The sequence below is a fragment of the Nitrosomonas sp. ANs5 genome (assembly GCF_050584665.1).
Taxonomy (GTDB): domain Bacteria; phylum Pseudomonadota; class Gammaproteobacteria; order Burkholderiales; family Nitrosomonadaceae; genus Nitrosomonas.
The window spans coordinates 1-19,932 of record NZ_JBEUDO010000002.1 but is presented as its reverse complement, the minus strand read 5'-3'; the positions used below and the strand labels follow the sequence as shown (position 1 = coordinate 19,932).

At 54.1% G+C, this 19,932-nt stretch carries 16 protein-coding genes; 10 read left to right on the top strand and 6 right to left on the bottom strand.

Features of this window, described 5'->3' with window-relative positions; all coding sequences use genetic code 11:
- Positions 1-21 precede the first annotated feature (21 nt).
- The 7 genes from ABTW62_RS00705 (at position 22) to ABTW62_RS00675 (ending at position 8,143) form a co-directional block, all read left to right on the top strand.
- Positions 22-759 carry a flagellar basal body L-ring protein FlgH gene (locus ABTW62_RS00705; RefSeq protein ID WP_430902655.1) on the top strand — a complete coding sequence of 246 codons (738 nt, stop codon included), beginning with the start codon at positions 22-24 and terminating at the stop codon, positions 757-759.
- Positions 760-791: 32 nt separating this feature from the next.
- Positions 792-1,904: a flagellar basal body P-ring protein FlgI gene (locus ABTW62_RS00700; protein ID WP_430902654.1), complete on the top strand. Its 1,113-nt coding sequence runs from the start codon at positions 792-794 to the stop codon at positions 1,902-1,904.
- Between the two features lie 12 nt (positions 1,905-1,916).
- Positions 1,917-2,933, top strand: a complete 1,017-nt coding sequence (gene flgJ / locus ABTW62_RS00695; protein ID WP_430902653.1) for a flagellar assembly peptidoglycan hydrolase FlgJ — start codon at positions 1,917-1,919, stop codon at positions 2,931-2,933.
- Between the two features lie 156 nt (positions 2,934-3,089).
- Positions 3,090-4,988, top strand: a complete 1,899-nt coding sequence (flgK, locus tag ABTW62_RS00690) for a flagellar hook-associated protein FlgK (protein WP_430902652.1) — start codon at positions 3,090-3,092, stop codon at positions 4,986-4,988.
- A 29-nt stretch (positions 4,989-5,017) separates the two neighbouring features.
- On the top strand, positions 5,018-6,223 hold the full coding sequence (gene flgL, locus ABTW62_RS00685) for a flagellar hook-associated protein FlgL (protein WP_430902651.1): 1,206 nt from the start codon (positions 5,018-5,020) through the stop codon (positions 6,221-6,223).
- 239 nt (positions 6,224-6,462) lie between these two features.
- A complete protein-coding gene (locus ABTW62_RS00680; protein WP_430902650.1) occupies positions 6,463-7,014 on the top strand; it encodes a hypothetical protein in 552 nt (183 codons plus the stop codon).
- Positions 7,007-8,143, top strand: a complete 1,137-nt coding sequence (locus ABTW62_RS00675) for a hypothetical protein (protein ID WP_430902649.1) — start codon at positions 7,007-7,009, stop codon at positions 8,141-8,143. The genes ABTW62_RS00680 and ABTW62_RS00675 overlap by 8 nt, the downstream gene beginning before the upstream one ends.
- A gap of 39 nt (positions 8,144-8,182) precedes the next feature.
- Here ABTW62_RS00675 and ABTW62_RS00670 read toward each other — a convergent pair whose 3' ends face one another.
- Genes ABTW62_RS00670 through ABTW62_RS00660 form a run of 3 tightly spaced genes read right to left on the bottom strand, consistent with a single transcriptional unit; the run spans position 8,183 to position 10,515 of the window.
- The gene (locus ABTW62_RS00670) at positions 8,183-9,340 is read right to left on the bottom strand and encodes a damage-control phosphatase ARMT1 family protein (RefSeq protein ID WP_430902647.1); all 1,158 of its coding nucleotides are present in this window, start codon (positions 9,338-9,340) and stop codon (positions 8,183-8,185) included.
- Complete coding sequence (locus tag ABTW62_RS00665; RefSeq protein ID WP_430902646.1) at positions 9,309-10,010, bottom strand: ATP-binding protein; 702 nt, start codon at positions 10,008-10,010, stop codon at positions 9,309-9,311. Before ABTW62_RS00665 ends, ABTW62_RS00670 begins: the two co-directional genes overlap by 32 nt.
- Complete coding sequence (locus ABTW62_RS00660) at positions 10,003-10,515, bottom strand: DUF6580 family putative transport protein (protein WP_430902645.1); 513 nt, start codon at positions 10,513-10,515, stop codon at positions 10,003-10,005. The genes ABTW62_RS00665 and ABTW62_RS00660 overlap by 8 nt, the downstream gene beginning before the upstream one ends.
- Before the next feature lie 742 nt (positions 10,516-11,257).
- Here ABTW62_RS00660 and ABTW62_RS00655 point away from each other — a divergent pair.
- A complete protein-coding gene (locus ABTW62_RS00655) occupies positions 11,258-15,169 on the top strand; it encodes an EAL domain-containing protein (protein WP_430902644.1) in 3,912 nt (1,303 codons plus the stop codon).
- Between the two features lie 160 nt (positions 15,170-15,329).
- Here ABTW62_RS00655 and ABTW62_RS00650 read toward each other — a convergent pair whose 3' ends face one another.
- Together ABTW62_RS00650 and ABTW62_RS00645 are read right to left on the bottom strand one after the other, a co-directional pair.
- A complete protein-coding gene (locus ABTW62_RS00650; RefSeq protein WP_430902643.1) occupies positions 15,330-16,418 on the bottom strand; it encodes a DUF1624 domain-containing protein in 1,089 nt (362 codons plus the stop codon).
- A 97-nt stretch (positions 16,419-16,515) separates the two neighbouring features.
- Entirely contained in the window at positions 16,516-17,307 is a 792-nt protein-coding gene (locus ABTW62_RS00645) for a hypothetical protein (protein WP_430902642.1), read from the bottom strand.
- Positions 17,308-17,586: 279 nt separating this feature from the next.
- Between ABTW62_RS00645 and ABTW62_RS00640 the strand changes: the two genes are divergently transcribed.
- On the top strand, positions 17,587-18,843 hold the full coding sequence (locus ABTW62_RS00640; RefSeq protein ID WP_430902641.1) for a glycerophosphodiester phosphodiesterase family protein: 1,257 nt from the start codon (positions 17,587-17,589) through the stop codon (positions 18,841-18,843).
- Positions 18,844-19,054: 211 nt separating this feature from the next.
- Here ABTW62_RS00640 and ABTW62_RS00635 read toward each other — a convergent pair whose 3' ends face one another.
- On the bottom strand, positions 19,055-19,459 hold the full coding sequence (locus ABTW62_RS00635; protein ID WP_430902755.1) for an IS66 family transposase: 405 nt from the start codon (positions 19,457-19,459) through the stop codon (positions 19,055-19,057).
- Positions 19,460-19,598: 139 nt separating this feature from the next.
- On the opposite strand from ABTW62_RS00635, the gene ABTW62_RS00630 reads away from it, so the two are divergent.
- Positions 19,599-19,932 (top strand): transposase (locus ABTW62_RS00630; RefSeq protein ID WP_430902640.1); only part of this gene is annotated, 334 nt, incomplete at its 3' end.

Genomic DNA, 19,932 nt, shown 5'->3' with positions numbered 1-19,932 from the left:
CGTAATTCAGGATACAGAGTTATGGATACTGTTAACCGCATGAACTCCATCGAGCGCAACCGTGGACGCTGGGCAGTGTGGCTGGGGTTGTTGGCTCTGATCGGCATATTCTCGGGTTGCACCAGCCCCCCCAAGCCCAAGGTGCAGCAACCGATGTCAGTGCGCCCACCCGCTTTGCCACCTTTGACCGTCAACGAAACCAACGGCGGGATCTTTCAGGCGGCTTTCAATCAGCAGGCCGGCACACGCTATATTCCTTTATTCGAGGACCGGCGTTCGCGCTGGATTGGCGATACCATCATCGTGACCCTCAACGAGCGCACCAACGCGAGCAAACGGAGCGGCAGCAACGTCCGGCGCGCAGGTGATACCGAATTCTCGATTCCCTCCTTCATGGGGTTGCCACTGAAAAGCATCTTTCAGGACATCTCACTGGAAGCGAGTTCCGCCAATAATTTCGATGGCAGGGGGGAGAGTTCCAGCAACAACAATTTCACTGGCACGATCACTGTGACCGTCATCGATATCTTGCCTAACGGCAATTTGCTGGTCAGTGGCGAGAAGCAGATCGGCATCAACCAGGGGCATGAGTTTATCCGGCTGTCAGGGGTGATCAATCCGATCAACATCATGCATAACACCGTCTCATCGGTTCAGGTGGCAGATGCTCGTCTGGAGTATCGCGGAACCGGTTATCTGGATGAGGCGCAAACCATGGGCTGGTTATCGCGCTTCTTTATGACGATTTCACCCTTCTGAAGCTAACTGGGCACATCGGGAAACGCATTATCATGAAATTACTTCACTCCATATTGCGAGCCGCTTTGCTGATTGGCCTGCTCATCCCCGGCTCGGTTGTGGCCGAGCGCATCAAGGATCTGGCCAGCATTCAGGGCGTGCGCAACAATCAGTTGATTGGCTACGGCCTGGTGGTCGGCCTGGATGGCACCGGCGATATGACTCAGCAAACCCCCTTCACGGTGCAAAGCATACTCAGCATGCTGGGGCAGTTGGGTCTGAATCTGCCGCCCGGTATCAATATGCAGTTGCGTAACGTGGCGGCGGTGATGGTCATCGCCACCCTGCCGGCATTTGCCAAACCGGGACAGCAGATCGACGTCACGGTCTCCTCAATGGGCAACGCCAAAAGTCTGCGTGGCGGTACGCTGCTGATGACGCCGCTGAAAGGGATCGATAATCAGGTGTACGCCATCGCCCAGGGCAGCCTGGTGATTGGTGGCGCAGGCGCGGGTGCGGCCGGCAGCAGTATTCAGATCAATCATCTGGGTGCTGGCCGGATCAGCGCCGGCGCAATTGTCGAACGGGCCGTCCCGACTGCGCTCGGGCAGGGGGAATATATTCATCTCGAGCTGCGTGATGCGGATTTCACGACAGCCCGGCGTATTGTTGAAACCATCAATTACCGCTTCTCGGCGGGTACGGCGCAAGCCATCGATGGCCGCGTCGTACAGATCCGGGCACCTCTGGACAATGACCAGCGTGTCACCTTTCTGTCGCAAATCGAAAGTCTGGATATCACACCCTCTCAGGGCGCGGCCAAGGTCATCATCAATGCGCGGACTGGCTCGGTCGTGATGAATCAGGCGGTCACACTTGATACCAGTGCGGTTGCGCATGGCAATCTATCGGTCATCATTACAACCCAGCCGATCATCAGCCAGCCCGGGCCGTTTGCGGAGCGTGGCGAGACGGTGGTCGCGGCGCAGTCGCAAGTCGAGATTCGGTCGGATGAAGGCAATCTGATGCTGCTGCCAGGTTCGGCCAAGCTGGCCGATGTCGTGAATGCGCTCAATTCGATCGGCGCCACACCACAGGATCTGCTGGCGATCCTGCAGGCGCTCAAGGCTGCAGGTTCGCTGCGCGCCGAGCTGGAAATCATTTAATCGGCAGCCCCTATGAATGCATATGATCTTTCCGGCCAGCTGGCGATCGATAGCCAGCATATCGACAAACTGCGCAATCAGGCCCGGCACGATCCGCAGGCCGGTCTGCGGCAGGCCGCCCGTCAATTCGAAGCGTTATTCGTCAACATGATGCTTAAAAGCATGCGTGACGCATCGCCCCAACAGGGGCTATTCGATAACGAGCAGTCGCGTTTCTATACCCAAATGCTTGATCAGCAATTGGCCCAGAATCTTGCCGGGCAGGGTATCGGCCTGGCGGATCTGATCGTACAGCAGCTCGATCAAGTGATGGATGCGGCAGACCAGCCGGATACCGCCATAGACGGCGCGACGTCATTGCTGGCGTCGATTGCTGGTGGCAGGCAGGATGATCCGGTGCCGCTGGTCACGCTCGCACAGGACCATTTCAAGGATCTGCCGAGTCAGCTGTGGCACAATCCCGCGCAATCGATTGCCCGGCCGACTTTTTCCACCGCATCGCCCGCATCTTTGGCAGCGCCATTTGATTCCAATACTTCGAATCAAGCCACTGCTGCCCACCCGGCTGTCAGCCAGCCCCATGCCTTCGTCAGTGAGATGCTGCCGCACGCCCGCCGGGTGGCGCGTGAAACCGGCATTCCCGAACGCTTCATGATTGCCCAGGCAGCGCTTGAGAGCGGCTGGGGCAAGCGTCAGATCCAGCATGCCGATGGCCGCCCAAGCTTCAATCTGTTTGGTATTAAGGCAGGCAAGAACTGGCAGGGCGGCGTTGTCGAGACCGTTACGACCGAGTATATCGATGGCCGTCCGCAAAAGATCAAGGAAGCCTTCCGTGCCTATGCTTCCTACGAAGAAGCTTTTCGTGACTATGCGCATTTACTGCAAACCCAACCACGCTACGCGGGCGTGCTGAAAAGCCGCAGCGCAACCGCCTTTGCTTGGGGATTGCAGCAGGCCGGCTACGCGACCGATCCTAATTATGCCGATAAGTTAATTAAAATAATTCAAAATGATGCATTAGGCATATAGATAATGCTTTGTGGGATAAATTGGGATGATCGAATGGGGGTGCAAGGATGCATTTGCTCACCGGGCCATAGTCAGCAACACAACCGATTGCTTCAATTTTGTCCGGCTTTTGCCGTAAGCAATATCGTAAGCGCCATCTAATCTAGGAGTGAAACAATGAGCAGTATTCAGAATATCGGCATCTCCGGCTTGCGTAGTGCACAATCCGGATTGCTGACCGCCAGCCATAACATCAGTAATGCCAATACGCCTGGCTACAATCGCCAGCAGATCGTGCAAAATACCAATAATCCTTTACCCAGAAGCAGCGGTTTTGTCGGCCAGGGCGTGCAGGTGACAACCGTCCAGCGTATTTACAGCCAGTTTCTGACCAGCCAGGCGCTGCAGGTGCAGACGCAAAGCAGTCAATTGAGCAGCTATTACAACGAAATCAAGCAAATCGATAATTTGCTGGCCGACACATCGTCTGGCCTGTCCCCGGCCATGCAGAATTTCTTCAGCGCGGCCCAGGACGTGGCAACCAATCCGACTTCAATCCCTTCGCGCCAAGCGTTGCTGAGCCATGCGCAAATCCTGGTCGGCCGCCTGCAGGAAATGGACCAGCATTTCTCGGAGATGCGCGATGGTGTGAACAAGCAGCTGACCAGCAACGTGGAGGAAATCAACGTGCTCGCCACGCAGATTGCCAAATTGAATATCAATATCCAGACTGCCGAAGGCGTGGCGGGCGGGCAGCCGGCCAACGATCTGCGCGATCAACGCGATCTTCTGCTGCGTGAACTCAGCCAGTTCATCAAGGTGGATGTCGTCCGGCAGGACAACGGACATTACAATGTATTCGTAGGTAGCGGTCAGGCGCTGGTGGTGGGTGACCGGACCATGACTCTCAAAACCGTGGTCGCACCGGATGATGCACAGCGTCTGACTGTCGCCCTCGATATGGGCAACAAGACCATATTGCTGCCTGAGCATCAGTTGCAGGGTGGCAGCCTGGGCGGCCTGTTCGCTTTTCGTGAAGAAACGCTCGATACCACCCAGAATACCCTGGGCCTGATCGCCCTGGGACTGGCGCAGACCTTCAATGATCAGCATCGCCTGGGGCAGGATTTGCATGGTTTTCTGGGCGGTGATTTCTTTCACATCCCTGAACCCGGCGTGCAAGCGGCCAGCGGCAATGACCCGGCTTCCAGCGTGACGGTTGCTGTCAGCAATGTTGGCGACCTGACCGCCAGCGATTATCGCTTCGAATTCGATGACACTAACTATACCCTGACCCGCTTGTCGGATAATTTCTCGGTCAGTACGGCAGTCGCTCCGGGTGTGGCCACACCTCTGACGCTGGACGGCCTGAGCATCACCGCTGCCAGTATGAATGCGGATGAACATTTTCTCATCCAGCCGACCCGCCAGGCTGCACAGGGGATCGGTGTTGCCATCCAGGATCCTGCCCGGATTGCTGCCGCGGCGCCGATCCGGACCGAGGCAGACATCGCCAATGCCGGCACAGCCACTATCAGCGCAGGTCGGGTTGACCCCTTGCCGCTTGATCTCAATTTGCAGGAAACTGTCACTATCACCTTTCAATCACCCGGTATATTCAATTTGACCGGAGACGGCTTGCCGGCCGACGACCAGACTTACAAATCCGGTGAAGACATCAGCTTCAACGGCTGGACCGTGCAAATCGACGGCGAGCCGGCGGCCGGCGATACTTTTGTCATTCGCGCCAACACCAATGGTGTCGCGGATAACCGCAATGCGTTGTTGCTGGCCGGACTGCAGACACAAAACAGCCTATTGAACGAAACCGCTTCGTTTCAATCCACTTACGCCAGCCTGGTCAGCCAGGTCGGCAGCAAGACGCGCGAACTGGAAGTGATGAACCGGGCGCAGACCAACATGCTCGCCCAGGTCGATCAGTCGATACAGTCGCTGTCGGGCGTCAATCTGGAAGAGGAAGCCGCCAACCTGTTGCGCTACCAACAGGCATTCCAGGCAGCCAGCAAGGTCATCGAAATCAGCAACTCGCTGTTTGATACATTGCTCAGAATTTGATCCATCATTAGTGATACGAGGAGTCCATCATGCGCGTGAGCACGAATACACTTTACGACCAGGGTGTCAAATCCATGTTGCAGCAACAGCATGCGCTGTTCAAAACCCAGCAGCAAATTTCGACCGGTAAACGCATCCTGACGCCGGCAGATGACCCGATTGGCTCCGCCCGCGCGCATGAATTGTCGCAGGCGATCTCGATCAATACCCAGTATGCCGGCAACCGTGGCCAGGCAGCGGACAGCCTCAAGTTGCTGGACCATACGCTGGCAGGAGTCACCGATCTGATTCAGCATGTGCAGTCCCTGGCCGTCACTGCAGGCAATGCAGCACTGTCCGACAGCGACCGGGCCAGCATCGCAATCGAGTTGCGTGGGCGCTTTGAGGAGCTGTTGGGACTGGCCAATAGCGCCGACAGCGAAGCCAATTTTCTGTTTGCTGGTTTCCAGAGCAAAAACCAGCCGTTTGTGCAAACAGCGGCGGGTGTGCAATATGCGGGCGATCAGGGCCAGCGCCTGGTGCAGGTGAGCAGCTCGCGCCAGATTGCCGTTGGCGAAACTGGGCAGGCGGTGTTCGAACGTATCCGTAACGGTAATGGCGTATTCGTTACTTCGGCTGATGCAGGCAACAGCGGCAGTGGCGTGATCGGTCCGGGTGCGGTCACTTCACCGGCTGGCTTGACGGGGGATGAATACCAGATTGATTTCAGTGTTGTTGGAGGTGTAGCAAGTTACGATATTACCAATGTTTCGACAGGCATCGTTCTTTTAGCTGGTAATTCTTTCGCCAGCGGGGATGTTATCGCTTTCGACGGTTTGCAATTTGAGATTAAAGGCATGCCAGCCGATGGTGATCAGTTTCACATCGAACCAAGCGGCCACGAAAGCTTGTTCCAAACCATGCAAAATTTTATCAACGTCCTGGAAACACCGGCCAGTGGCCCCGGAAACGCGCGGCTAAGCAATGTATTGCAGAACACCATGCAAAACCTGGGGCATGCGCTCGATAATGTCCTGAGTGCGCGCGCTGCCGCTGGCACACGTTTGCAGGAGATCGACGCCCTTCAACAGACCGGTTCGGCGGTCACGCTCCAGTACCAGCAGTCGCTCTCGCAATTGGAGGATCTCGATTATGCCCAGGCCATCTCCGACCTGATGCGCCGGCAGACTCAACTGGAAGCCGCCCAGCAATCCTTTGCCCGCATCGCCAATCTGTCGTTGTTTAACGTGATCTAATTCTAATGCCAGGGTGTGTCTCGGATAGCCTCCTAGGCTTACAAGGCATCGCGGTGCGCAAGCGCACCCGGTAATGATCGGCAGGGTAGGTTACCGTAGGGTGCATTCATGCACCGTACCGCAGCATCCAGGATGGGTTTCCTGCACGATTCCATTTGAGTACAATGGATCCCACATGCCGCTTTGCCGCTGGCGGTTTCTGAGGCGCTCTGCCTGTCCAGCAACCGGGATCGACTCTTATGTTCAAAATATCAACTCTCTGTCTTTTGCTTGTCATCGCCACCCAGGCTGCCATGGTGTTTGCGGAAGACATTTGTCCGGTCAAATTGAGATTCGAGAAAGCGAGTCACTCGCTGGCCAGCACTTTGCTGAATGATCAGAGCGTGCCAGCAATCATTGCCTCAAGCTGGCGCGAGGCCAATGAAAAATTTGCATCGGAACCGCCCGAGGCCAGCATTGCCCGGTACGATCTGAATGGCGATGGCTGGAAAGAGCTTTTGCTTTATCTGTCCGGCCGGGGCATGTGCGGACGGGGCGGTTGTCATCTAATTATTTTTGCGTTCAATCCGAGCAAGCATAAACTCGAGTATCAAACCGTGCATAGCAGCTCCGACGATATCCTGCTACTGAACCATCAGCCCGATGGCTATCGTCATCTCGCCATCAGGCAGATGGACGGCATCAGCCTGATCAGGGCCGAGCAATACACCCTATACCGATGGCAGGAGGGTGACTTGGCGCAGACCGGCGAGACGCTGCGGTTGCCATCACCGGAGGACCATTGTGACTAGAACTTACCAGGATTATTTTGACGCGCTCGGCTTCAGGGAATCATCCAGTAGATATGCCATCGAGAATCCGTTCGGTTTCATCGGCAAGTATCAGTTCGGGGAAGCAGCGCTGCATGACCTGGGCTACTATGCCATCGATAACAGCGATCCCAATCTGTTCCGAAACGACTGGGTCGGCAACTGGTCGGGTAAGAACGGCATCCACAGCAAGCAGGATTATCTCAACAACGGGCCAGTACAGGAAATCATCATAGAAGAGTGGCATGAGGTTTTATGGAGAAGGATAGAGCACAATGATCTTGCCAAGTATGACGGCCAGATTCTCAACGGTGTGCCGATCACGATTTCCGGCATGCTGGCGGCCTCGCACCTGCTGGGCACCGGTGGGCTGCGGTCATTCCTGCAGTCAGGCGCGGTCACCAGCCCGGGGGACGGGTTCGGCACCACTGCCTATGATTACATGACCCATTTCGAGGGCTATGAAACCCCTTTCTCTGTCAATCGCGGTCAATTTGTCGTGATCGAGGGTGGGCCGGGGCGAGACGTCCTGAGCAGCTACGGCGGAAACGCCGTTCTGAACGGCAAGGGCGGCATCGACACTGCCCTGTACAGCGATCCTGTTGCGGATTACGACATCGACAGCCGTTTTGATGGCGCCTGGACCGTCACGCACAAACAGAGCGGCCCCATCAGCACGGATATACTGATCGATATCGAACGCGTCCAGTTTTCCGATTTGTCATTGGCGCTGGATCTGGATGGTCATGCGGGCATCACAGCCAGGATAGCCGGCGCGGTATTCGGTCAGGAGGCCGTATCGGACCAGGCGCTGGTCGGCATCGGGCTGGGCCTGCTGGATAACGGCATGCACTATGAGGCGCTGATGCAACTGGCGATCGATGCCGCACTTGGCGCGGAGGCGGCCAGTCATACGGCCGTGGTCGACTTGCTCTACCAGAACGTGGTCGGCGTGGCGCCTGCCGCGACGGAACAGGCGCACTATGTGGGCTTGCTGGAAGCCGGTGAGTATAGCGTTGCATCACTCGGTGTCATGGCTGCGGCCACGGCACTCAATGAGACCAACATCGATCTGGTGGGATTGTCGCAGACGGGGTTGGCGTATGTCTGATGCTGTGGCGCTGTACGCTTTCGGTTTCAGCAAGGAAAGCTATAGGCAGTTGCCGCTAAAAACCTGAATGATGCCATGGTGGCCATTGGTCAACCAGGCGGGTTCCAGTTGACCGGTTTGCGCCTGGGTCTCAACGGAAAGGCCCACCAGCACTTCCGATTTGAGCGAGCGCAAGGCGATGGCCGGCCGGCCGAAACGCTCTGCAAACCGCTGCTTGGCAGTGGTATGCGGCCAATGGCGATCGCCGACAAAATAGCGATAATTCAAATCTCCCTTGAAGATCACCAGATCGGCATCGCCGAATGTGGCGGCAGTGCGTGCGCGGTCCTCGCAAAAACAGATCGGCAGGCCCAACGCGGGACTGACGTGAATGGTCAGCTGACCGGACTGGATGGCAGCGATCGATTCTTCTCCCAGTTGCTGTATCGATGAAACCGGGTTGCCCGCCAAAGTTGCCAGCAAGTGTTCGAGATCGGACAGCGTGAGATCCGAAACGAACATCGGATAGGGGCGAACATGTGCCGCCACCCGTAAACCCTTCCTGCAGAGCGCACGGATCAGCAGTAAATCCGCCAGCACATCCAGGCCGGCGTTGTCGAGTACGAAGTCGATTCGCTGGGGCGCGGCATGCAACAGGTCAGCGACTGCCTGGCTGTCATCCACAAGTAGCGAGATTTGATTCTGGTCAGCGGTAGTCAGTTGGCTGAGATCAGCCGAGTTACTCGTTACTGCCCAGCGAATGATGGCTGTGATGCTGCGCGCGGGATCGCTGTAACAAGGTGTTCCGGCAAGCCATGCGATCGCCTGCTGCGTGGCCCTGAACTTGACCGCTGCAAAGGGATCGGCAGCTATTGCCGGTGTATAGCCAAAAGCGAGCAGTATGCGTGCATAGAAGTAGAGTTCGACATCCAGGAAAGGTGCTTCGTGCCACCGCAGCCCGCAATGGGGTGCGATAGACTGGCCCAGTTCACCGAAAATGGCTGCAGGTAATGGCGTGATGCTTCCCTGCGGAATTTCCGCCGCCAGCTGGTGCAGTGCCTGGCGGGTGGACGTATCGGCATGCGCCTGCAGACCGGCCAATATGGCTGGCATGCGTCGTTCAAGCGTGAAGGCGGCAAACGAGCCGGGTTCGCCTGGACTGAGCTTGGCAGGCATCGAGCTGATTTCAGTCGGTATCAGTGATGTCGCCTGGATCATTGTCGGCCGCGTTCAGCTGAGCGTAGGCAAATCCGTTGCGTGCCACCACCGCGCTGACAGTGACATTGAGTTCGTCCTTGAACGGTGGCGCAGCACTGACAAAGGTATGGAATTCGCCGTTTTCCCCGCAGGGGTCGATATGGGCAGGCAAGGCATCGAGCAGATCATGATCGAAACGGCATCCGGCCAGATGCGCGGGCAGCCTGCCCAGATCGACGCTGCTCAGCCGGGCCTGCAGGCCGCCATCGACCATTTCCCGTGCCAGCGCGGCGGTGTGGCTGCCCCAGAGCGGGAACAGCGGGCACAGTCCGCTCCCTTGCAGTATCCGTTCCCGGTAGGCGCGCACATCTTCGAGCAGTAGATCGCCAAACGCGAGATGCGTGACCTGGAAATCATCGATCAACTGTGCGCAGGCGGCCGCCATGGCATCTTCATAAACCTGATTGGGGCGGGGCCAAGGCAGTGAAACGCGATGCAGCGGCAGACCGACGGCTGTTGCCTGGCGTGCCAGCAACTGCGCCGCGACGCCATGCGAGGTGACGCAATTGCCTGCAGTGTCCAGGGTGGTTAACAGAACCACGACTTCATACTGTGGATCCTGCTGCAGCCGATGCAATGTCCAGGCCGAATCCTTGCCGCTGCTCCAGGCCAGCGCCACGCGTTCAGGCATAACGCCACGAGTCCTGATGGCGGCTGATCCATTCGTAGCCGCCAAACATCAGCAACGTATAGAAAGTATCGCCAAGCAGGCTGTTGCCAAAAAATGGCAGCGCATTGACATAACACTGGAGCAAGCCTGCCAGTGTAGGCGGGTAAAGCACCAGCCAGGCGCCAAAGTTCGACAATAAAAAGAAAACCGAGGCGGAAGCGAGGACAGCGGCACCCAGCCGGCAGGGCGTGCGGCGATGGGCAAGCAAGGCCCGGCCGATCAATGCGCTAGCGGCAAATCCCAGGTAGACCATGAGCAATATCGGCAGAGCATAGAAGCCGATCAGGCTGTCGCCGAGCAGCAACGCACCAATCGGTAGCAGCCACATGATGCGTGCGGGCAGCATGGCGCCGGCAAACAGTCCGAGCGCACCCACTGGTGTGATATTCATGGGATGTGGCAGCAGGCGCGCTGCCGCGACCAGCAAGATTAACAGGACGATGGTCGTCAATTGCGATCTTGGCATGAAGGGCCTCCGTTGTAGAATGAAAATGGATAACCGATTGTAGCAGAGCCTCTCACTTGTTCGCCGAGGAGGCTGTCCGAGTATGCATTGTTAGTGCCGTATGCCATCGTAACGGTTACTCGACGTGTATTTTATGGTCGACCGAAAACATGAAAATAGTCCGCAGGATCATGCGTTTATAGTGTGTCTATTGAAAGAAACAGAGCAAATTTTTATGGTTATTCGGCCCCAATGAGAGAATTATATCAAGCATAATGGGCCCCTTGCGGGGGGTGTGCCGTTTCCAGATGGCTGGCTGAGGAAATGGCAGCAGGCACTTCGCGCACGTTGCATGAATAACACAGACAATCCAACACTTGTTATGAAAACAAAAAGTCTGCTATTTTCATGCGGTACCATGAGCCGGGTAATGTTGCGCGAAGCAATGACTTATGAATACTAATGGGCACCTCTAAAAATTCAGAGTTTTAAACAAGACGTGGCGAGAACAAAAAATGTTGACGCAGCATATGATGGATGTGTAAGGAGACATTTTTTGTGAACAACGACGTATTGTGACGAAATATGGATTTTTAGAGGTGCCCTAATTTCAAAGGGGATATATTCAGTTATGGCTAAGCGCGCACGAGGTTTATCAAGTAAGGCCCCAACAACCCAATCGCAATCGGAACTGTCTCCTCCCGTTTCCTGTTATCCATCTGTTTCAGGTGATTCTTCTGATCAGTTAAAAAGTTTACAGCACATGACGCCCCCGATTGTTGGCATTGGCGTTTCTGCCGGTGGGCTGGAAGCATTGGAGTGCTTTTTTGAGCATATGCCATCCGATAATGATATGGCTTTTGTCGTTGTGCAGCATCTTGATCCAGTCCATAAAAGTATGCTGCCCGAACTGCTTCAACGCATGACAGCACTCAAGGTTTCCTGGGCGGAGAATCAGATTAAAGTGAAACCGAGTTGTGTCTATGTTGCACCTCCCGGTAAGTTTGTAAGCATTCTGCATGGAGTGCTGTACTTGCTTGAGTCGGTGAACACGGACAAAAACAAAGCACCACGACCTGTCGATTTTTTCTTTGGAGCGCTGGCGGAGGATCGGCGTGAGTGTGCAATAGGTGTCGTGCTTTCGGGTACTGGTTATGACGGCACACAGGGTTTGGCTGCTATTAAGAAAGCAGCAGGGATGACGCTGGCGCAGGCGCCCGACAGTGCGAAATTCGATAGTATGCCGCGCAGCGCCATTGATCAGGGTGTGGTCGATATTATTGCACCAGTGGAGGTATTGCCAAGCAAGATCATCGAACTACTTGAGCCAATCCTTAAGGCTCATCCCGTTGGAACGGTTGATGAGCGCGAAACCTGCGATCATCTGGGTGAAGTGATCACATTGCTGCTGAAACGAACGGGTAATGATTTCTCTTTATATAAAAAAAGTACCTTGCGCCGTCGGATTGAGCGCCGTATGCGTGTACACAAGATAAATACCATCGACTGTTACATACGTTATCTATCTGAGTATCCGCAAGAAATCGATCTGTTGCTCAAGGAATTGCTGATTCATGTGACACATTTCTTTCGCGACCCGGAAATCTGGGAATACTTTGAATCCAAAGTATTTCCTGAATTGTTTGCGGCATACCCGGTTGGAAAGAAGTTGCGAGCGTGGGTGCCCGCATGTGCTTCGGGGGAGGAAGCCTATGGATTGGCCATGGTCTTCAAAGAAACGCTTGAGAAAAAAGGATTGGAAGGCCAGTTTTCGCTACAGATTTTTGCGACCGACCTGGATCAGGAGGTTATCGATAAGGCGCGACGCGCTTCGTATCCAGCCAAAATTGAGCAAGATGTGTCACCAGAGCGTCTGAGTCGCTTTTTTGTTCCAGTACCGAATGGCTACCGGGTGTGCAAAGAGATCCGCGATATGGTGGTTTTTGCATCACAGAATGTGATTACGGATATCCCTTTTTGCAAACTGGACATTCTTTCCTGTCGAAATTTATTGATTTATTTCGATCGCGAGCTCCAAGAAAAGATCATGCCCTTGTTTCATTACGCCCTCAATCCCGGCGGGATTCTATTGCTGGGTACTGCAGAGGCGATTGATAACCTGACAGATCTGTTTGTTTTACTTGAGCATAGGTTGCAGATTTACCGCCGGGCTGACAGTGCTGCACCGTTAGCAATCATGAATTTATCCAATAAGGATTTCTCTGGCATGCTCAAGTTTGCACCTAAAACACGCCATTCAAGATTCCCTGAATCGCTCGTGAAGGGATTTCTGCCATTGAACGATTATTTTCCTGTGTCAATTATGGTCAACAGGGAGGGAGATATTCTGCTTGTCAGTGAGGAAAGTGGTCGTCACGTGATTGCTGCAGGGGGTTCGGAGCATGCTCCGTTGCAGAATACGACCTTCGAATCTTTGGTTGCTGAGCTACAAGCAGCGCGGGAAGAGATTCAGCTTACTCGTGAGGAAATGCTGACATCGCAGGAAGAGCTTCGATCGAGTAACGAGGAACTGTTATCGACTAATGACGAATTGCAGTTTCTTAACAGGGAGTTGCAACTTGCCAATGAGGAATTGATGTCCTCGAAAACGAAGTTGCAGTTGCTCAATGAGGATTTGCAAACGAGTAACAGCGAGCTCAGCGGCTATATCGAAGCGATTGGACAGCTTGCAGTGGTTTCGGTTACAGACCGGAGAGGAAGAATTTTACAAGTCAATGATAGGTTCTGCCAGGTCAGTGGATATAACCGGGAAGAACTGCTGGGCCAAAATCATCGTATCCTCAATTCTGGTATGCATCCCAAAGCTTTTTTTGTCGAAATGTGGGCAACTATTGCACGGGGAAATATCTGGCATAGAGAAATTTGTAACCGGCGCAAGGATGGCGAGCTGTATTGGGTCGATTCTACCATTGTGCCCCTCAAGAATGATCAGGGAAGTGTTACCCGCTATTTATCGGTCAGGGTAGACATTACTGCGCGTAAACAAAAAGAAATCGCATTGCATGAACGGTTGAAAGAAACCACTGGCTTGTATGCAATTCGCCGCGATATGGAACAAGACTATTCGGTAGAGACACTGTTCAATCGGGTGGCTGGGCATCTGGCGCAGTCAATGCAATTTCCTGAATTTGCCGTGGCGATTATTGAATACGGGGACAAGCAATTCTTTTCTGAAAAGTATAGCAAGCATGCCTTTGGTCGATGCAAGTTGCAGGCAGAGATCGTCCTGGACAACAAAGTCGAGGGCTGGATACATGTATGTTATATAAAGGACATGCCCTTTCTTTTGCCTGAGGAGCAAAATTTTATTGATCTTGTTGCGGATGACTTGCGACTATGGCTTGAGCGCAAACAGGTCGAGCAACGGGTAAATTATATGGCTAATCATGATGTGTTGACGGGCCTGCCTAACCGGCTTCTGTTGCAAGATCGCATTTCTCAGGCAATTGCACATTGTCGGCGCAACCATAGGAAAATGGCAGTCCTGTTTCTGGATTTGGATCATTTCAAGGTCATCAATGATTCGCTCGGGCACAGTGTAGGCGACTTGCTATTGAAAGAAGTTGCAGCAAGGCTATTGCTGAGTATCCGTGAGGAGGATACGGTTGCCCGGCAGGGAGGGGATGAATTTATCATCATCCTGCCATCGATTCATGCTGATCAGGATGTCGAAATTGTGATCCAGAAAATACTGAGAGTATTGGCGCAGCCATACCATATAGATGGAAAGGAATTAAGTATAGGTGCAAGCGTCGGTGTATCTGTCTTTCCCGAACACGGGAGCGATGCCGATACACTCATGAAGCGCAGCGATATCGCCATGTATTATGCCAAGAGCACCGGGCGGAATACATACAAGTTTTTTTCGCCGGAAATGGACCGGAAGGCCATGGAAAGGCATTATCTCGGGATCGAGTTGCATCATGCATTGAGAAGCAGTGACTTGATGTTGTATTTTCAGCCCATTGCGGATATGGTCAGTGGCAAGCTGGTGGGTATGGAAGTGCTGCTGCGCTGGCAGCATGTCGAGAGAGGATGGATTTCGCCATCCATATTTATTGCATTGGCTGAAGAAACAGGCCTAATCGTACCGATCGGTGAGTGGGTGGTGGAGAAAGCATGCTTGCAGATAAAAGACTGGCAAGCTAAGGGATATGTTGTACCAAGATTGGCTATCAATATTTCTATCAAGCAATTGCAGGGCAGGGCGCTCACTGAAAATATCGCACGCATTTTGAGCGAAACAGGCGTGGCGGCAGACTGCCTGACTCTCGAGATTACTGAAAGTATCCTGACAGAAAATGTTGAAAAAACGATTGAGACCCTGCGTCAACTCAGTATGATGGGCTTTAAGATTTCGATTGATGATTTTGGAACGGGCTATTCCAGTCTCAATTACTTGAAGCGCTATCCTATCAGTACTCTGAAGATCGATCAGTCATTCATTCATGAAATCATGGTCGATAGCAACGATGATGCGATCGTGACGGCCATCATTGCCATGGCGCATAGTCTCGATATAAAAGTGATTGCCGAGGGGGTGGAAACAGTGGAGCAATCCAACTATCTGGCGCAAAAGGGGTGTGATTTTTATCAGGGATTTTATTTCAGTGAGCCATTGCCGGCCTCCGGAGTAGTGAGTTTCCTGGCATAAATCGCAGCAATTGGCCCGCATTCCTCATTAGATTGCAATTGTTTGTAGTCCCCATCTTGCGAGAAAAAGTGTAGCGGTTCTTTTTTCATGTGCGCGCTACCGGCAATGTCACGGACTGAATGATGCCATTTTCAGGGTGAGCAATCCGGAACCCCGGGGTTTAAACAAAACGCAGCAAGCTGTCCGGATAACGCCATTTCAAGGCACGATAGCCGCAACAAACCGGGTAGAGCAATACCAGCGTGATCATGGCGGCGAGATACGCTTGCCCGAGGCCGGCCCGTTCCATGAACAGGGTGAGCATGCCCAGCACTGCAAAATGGGCCAGATAAAAGAAAAGCGCGGTCTGGCCGAAAACCAGAATGGAACCATAGCGACGTACCCCTACCCGTGGTTTCAGCCACAGCATAATCACCATTAACAATGCCATCAGCCCCAGCTCCAGCGAGATATAGGCAATGCTGGGTGGGTATTTGCTGACATGCAGCCACTGAATGATCGAATCGTCTTCACGATACAACAGCATGTTGCCATAGTCATTGAAGCCGCGCACCAGCAAGTAACCACCGATGGCAATCAGGCTGCTGGCCAGGAGCACGCCCGCGACCGCCCGGCCGCTGGCTTCGGCCGTCGTCAGCCATGCTCCGAATACCCATCCGAGCAGCATGATGGCGAACCAGGGAATGGCCGGATAGAGCACAGTAAACGATTCGCTCAGCCAGGGGGCAAAGGTCAGTGCGAGCCACAGGGGCACATCGCCATGTGGCTGCCAGAACATTACAGTGAAGGCCTCTCCGCCAAACAGCAGAACCAGTGCGGCGATTAGCAAGCTTCGGCTGCTGAGGCGGGAGAGCGGTACCATCAGCATCATGCCGATACCGATGGCATACAGCACTTGCAGATACAGTTTCCCGGCCATCAGCGAAAAGACGGTGACATCGAGCAGGGCGATGAATGCGCCGCGGATCAGGAAATCGCGATCGATCGCGCGGCTGTCCATGCCTCTTGCCCGTCGTTGCGCGAAACTCAATGCCATGGCTGTGCCCGTCAAGAAAATGAAGGTCGGTGCACTCAAGTGAGTGATCCAGCGTGTAAAGAATTGTTCGGTTATGAAGCTTGAGCCGACTACATGGGTCACGATGCTGTCGTTGGCGACGCGTCCTTCATTGAAAAAAATCGAGGCGTGATCGAGTGCCATCAATACCATGACAATGCCACGCATCCAGTCGATTGCTGCAATCCGATTCATAGGGCTGATCCGTTCATGTCTGTGAGGTGTTTGCCGTTGTCTCGGGCAAACCGATAAGGCCACATTGTACCGTCTGTTCCACTATGCCTGCCTGCGGTCAATACAGGGAAACCACCGATCCATCGAATAAGAGCCCGCTTGGTTGCGGGTGGCGTTTTTCCCTGCCCAGCACTTTTTTGTAAGCAAATTTTGGCCGATGCAACCAGCGCTGAGAAACTGATTGCTTGCATCCATCCAGCCCGGCTGTGCCTGGCGACGCCCGCAGATGCCGGAAAACCTGTTGATAAAAGGCATCGCGTTTCCAGTAAACGTGATGAATGGCATCCGCGCCTATCCATTCCGGATGTTGCGCCTGCAACACGAACGGCTGATGTGCCGCCAGCGTCAGCAGGCCATGATGAACCGCCCGTGCGCATTCACGTACCTCATCCAGGGAGAGCCGGCAATAGGGATAAAACAGGTTGCGAAAGAGCTTGTAACGCCATGCTGGTAGCGATTCAATGGATGCGAGTGGCAAGTCTGTCACAATGATCTGGGCGGATTGTTGCTGTAAATGCTCGATACACCAGGCCACCCAGCCCAGAATTTGTGCGGGTGTTGCGCCATACAGAATATCATTGCCAATATCCGTCAGGAAAGCGTAAGTGGGCAGTATCCTGCAGTCATCCAGCTGTGCCCATAATTCGCTGGCGGCGATGCCTGGTAGTTCGCGCCCGAGAAATTGACTGCTTAGCCCATAGGAGCGCCCGTGGCCGGCTGCCGCCAGTATCTCGCTGGGCCGGCCGCAGTGGTGCTGCATGCACTGGATGATCCGGCGCAATGACACCGTCAGGTTGCTGGCGCCCAGCAGTACGATCCGGTTAGTCGTTTTTGGAGCAGTTGTACGCATAGTCTTTATGATGCCGGTCAAGGGTGCAAGCATGGCATCTTGTAATGATTTGTTAGCTTTGTGTTCTCTGGTGATTGTACCGATTGTCGGTATGAACCTGCTGACGCTTGCAATGTGATTTGCGCTTTTGCGGCCCAACTTGCTGCAGCCGGCCACTTCGTGCTTGTATGCTTCCGGCGCACATCGAACTGTTCTTGATAGCTTTGGCATACTGTAGCGATTATGATTGCATATCAGCTTTGATTTCGGCAATCACACAATAGTCCTCAGGAAAACGCAATGTATCTCCTTCGCAAAGCATGGGCGGCAGCCATGGTGGCCGCAATACTGCTGCCGCGCCCGGTAGCAACCGCCGACTGTAACGAAAACTGCCGTGATACTCCGCTCCTGGCCGCATCGAGCTTCAACGTTCAGCTTGGGCCACGTCCTTATTATCTGGTTGACAGCATGGCCGAAGGGGATCTGAAAACCGCGTTGCAAAAATGCGCCGAAGGGCCTTTTCATCAAACCGGGTTCTCGATTGGCCATCGTGGCGCACCCCTGCAGTTCCCGGAGCATACCCGGCAGTCCTATGCGGCGGCCGCGCGTATGGGCGCTGGCGTACTCGAATGTGATGTGACGTTCACCAAGGATAAGGCACTGGTCTGCCGTCATGCGCAGTGCGACCTGCATACGACGACCAACATCCTCACAACCGATCTGGCCGGTAAATGCACGATGCCACCCGATTATGACGCCGACAAACCCTTTGCGAATGTGCGTTGCTGTACCAGCGATATCACCGTCACCGAATTCAAATCGCTTCGCGCCAGAATGGATGCCGGCAATCCGGATGCCAGCACGCTCGAAGAATATATGGATGCGACTCCGAGCTGGCGCACCGATCTATACGCGACGGATGCGGCATTGATGACGCATGCGGAGAGTATCGAACTGTTCAGGGCGTTGGGCGTCAAGATGGCGCCGGAGCTGAAGGTGCCCAGTGTACCGATGCCCTTCGACGGTTTCACGCAACAGGCCTACGCGCAGAAAATCATCGATGAATACAAGGCGGCGGGTATCCGTGCCGAAGACGTTTACCTGCAATCGTTTTCCCTGGAGGATATTCGTTACTGGATCAGCAACGCGCCGCAGTTTGGCAAACAGGCGGTATTTCTGGAAGCGATGCAGGATGAAGCCGATCTGGAGGCCGCAACCGTCAGGCTGCCTTCGCTGGCGGCCGAAGGCATCAAGATCGTCGCGCCCCCGTTATGGGGGGTGGTGACATTGAACGCTTCTGGTGAGATGGTGCCCTCGGCATATGCCAGGATCGCAAAAGCTAACGGTCTGGGCATCATCACCTGGACATTGGAGCGTTCCGGCCCGCTGAAAACCGGTGGCGGCTGGTACTATCAGACGGTTGCTGATGCGATCGGCAGCGACGGCGACATGTACATCCTGCTCGATGTGCTGGCCAGGCAGGTCGGCATCCGCGGCATTTTCTCCGACTGGCCCGCGACGGTCACTTACTATGCTAACTGCATGAATCTGGAGTGACTGGCCTGGCAGCAGGATGGGTCGGGTTTTTTCGTGGGCATAGACAGCAAACCCATCTTCATCCCAGATTTCCCATTAGAAATTTCTACGGTGAAAAAATAGGCGTAAATTTGACGGGAATCGTAAAAGTACTGGATTTTTTACAGAGTCCATCAAACCATTTACGTTGCCGTATGGCCACTGCGAGGTTGATGATTTTTTTGCGGCGTAACTACTCGCCCCATACCCTATGAGCCTCGCCCGCCAAAGCGATTTGAATGGCGATAAGCGGGTTGTATCCTCTATTGGCCATGGACTGCAGATAGCTTGAAATACGGCAATAGGCCTGCGCATAGTCGATGACTCTGAAACAGCCCGAGACCTTTTGTTTGACTTTGGACATCCTCAAGTCCCGCTCTGCCCGATTATTGGTAAACGAGACATGCGGATCTTTGGCAAACAGAAGTACAGCCGCTTCATGAGTTTTCAGTCTTACCCAGAGATTATGCGCATCAGATTTGGCAAGTTTGCCGCGCTTGCCGCTGGGTTTGGGGGGAATGACCGGCAGCTCTTTTTCGGCGCGCGTTAAAATATTCCGGTAGCGCTTTTGCAAATTGGCCAACGCTTTATCGCTCAGTCGTTTTTCCGTGCTGCTGGAAACTTCTTTACAGGTTTCTCGGTATCCACGTATCCACGGGGTCAGTTCTCACTTTCCAACATTTTACACCACTCCGCGCTACACTCGGCCCATGGCTAGACCTCTACGATTAGAATTTGTGGGCGTCCTGTATCATGTAACTTCGAGAGGCGACAGGCGCGAGGACATCTCTCTGGATGATGATGACAGGGCAGCATGGCTGGCCGTTATCGGCGATGTCTGCACTTGCTTCAACTGGATCGTGCATGCCTATTGTCAGATGACCAACCACTATCACCTGCTTGTGGAAACGGTCGATGGAAATCTGTCCAAAAGCATGCGCCAATTGAACGGCGTCTATACGCAGCGTTTCAATCGCCGCCATGGCATAGTGGGGCACCTGTTCCAGGGGCGCTACAAGGCGATCTTGATCCAGAAGGACACCTACCTGCTGGAACTGACAAGATATGTCT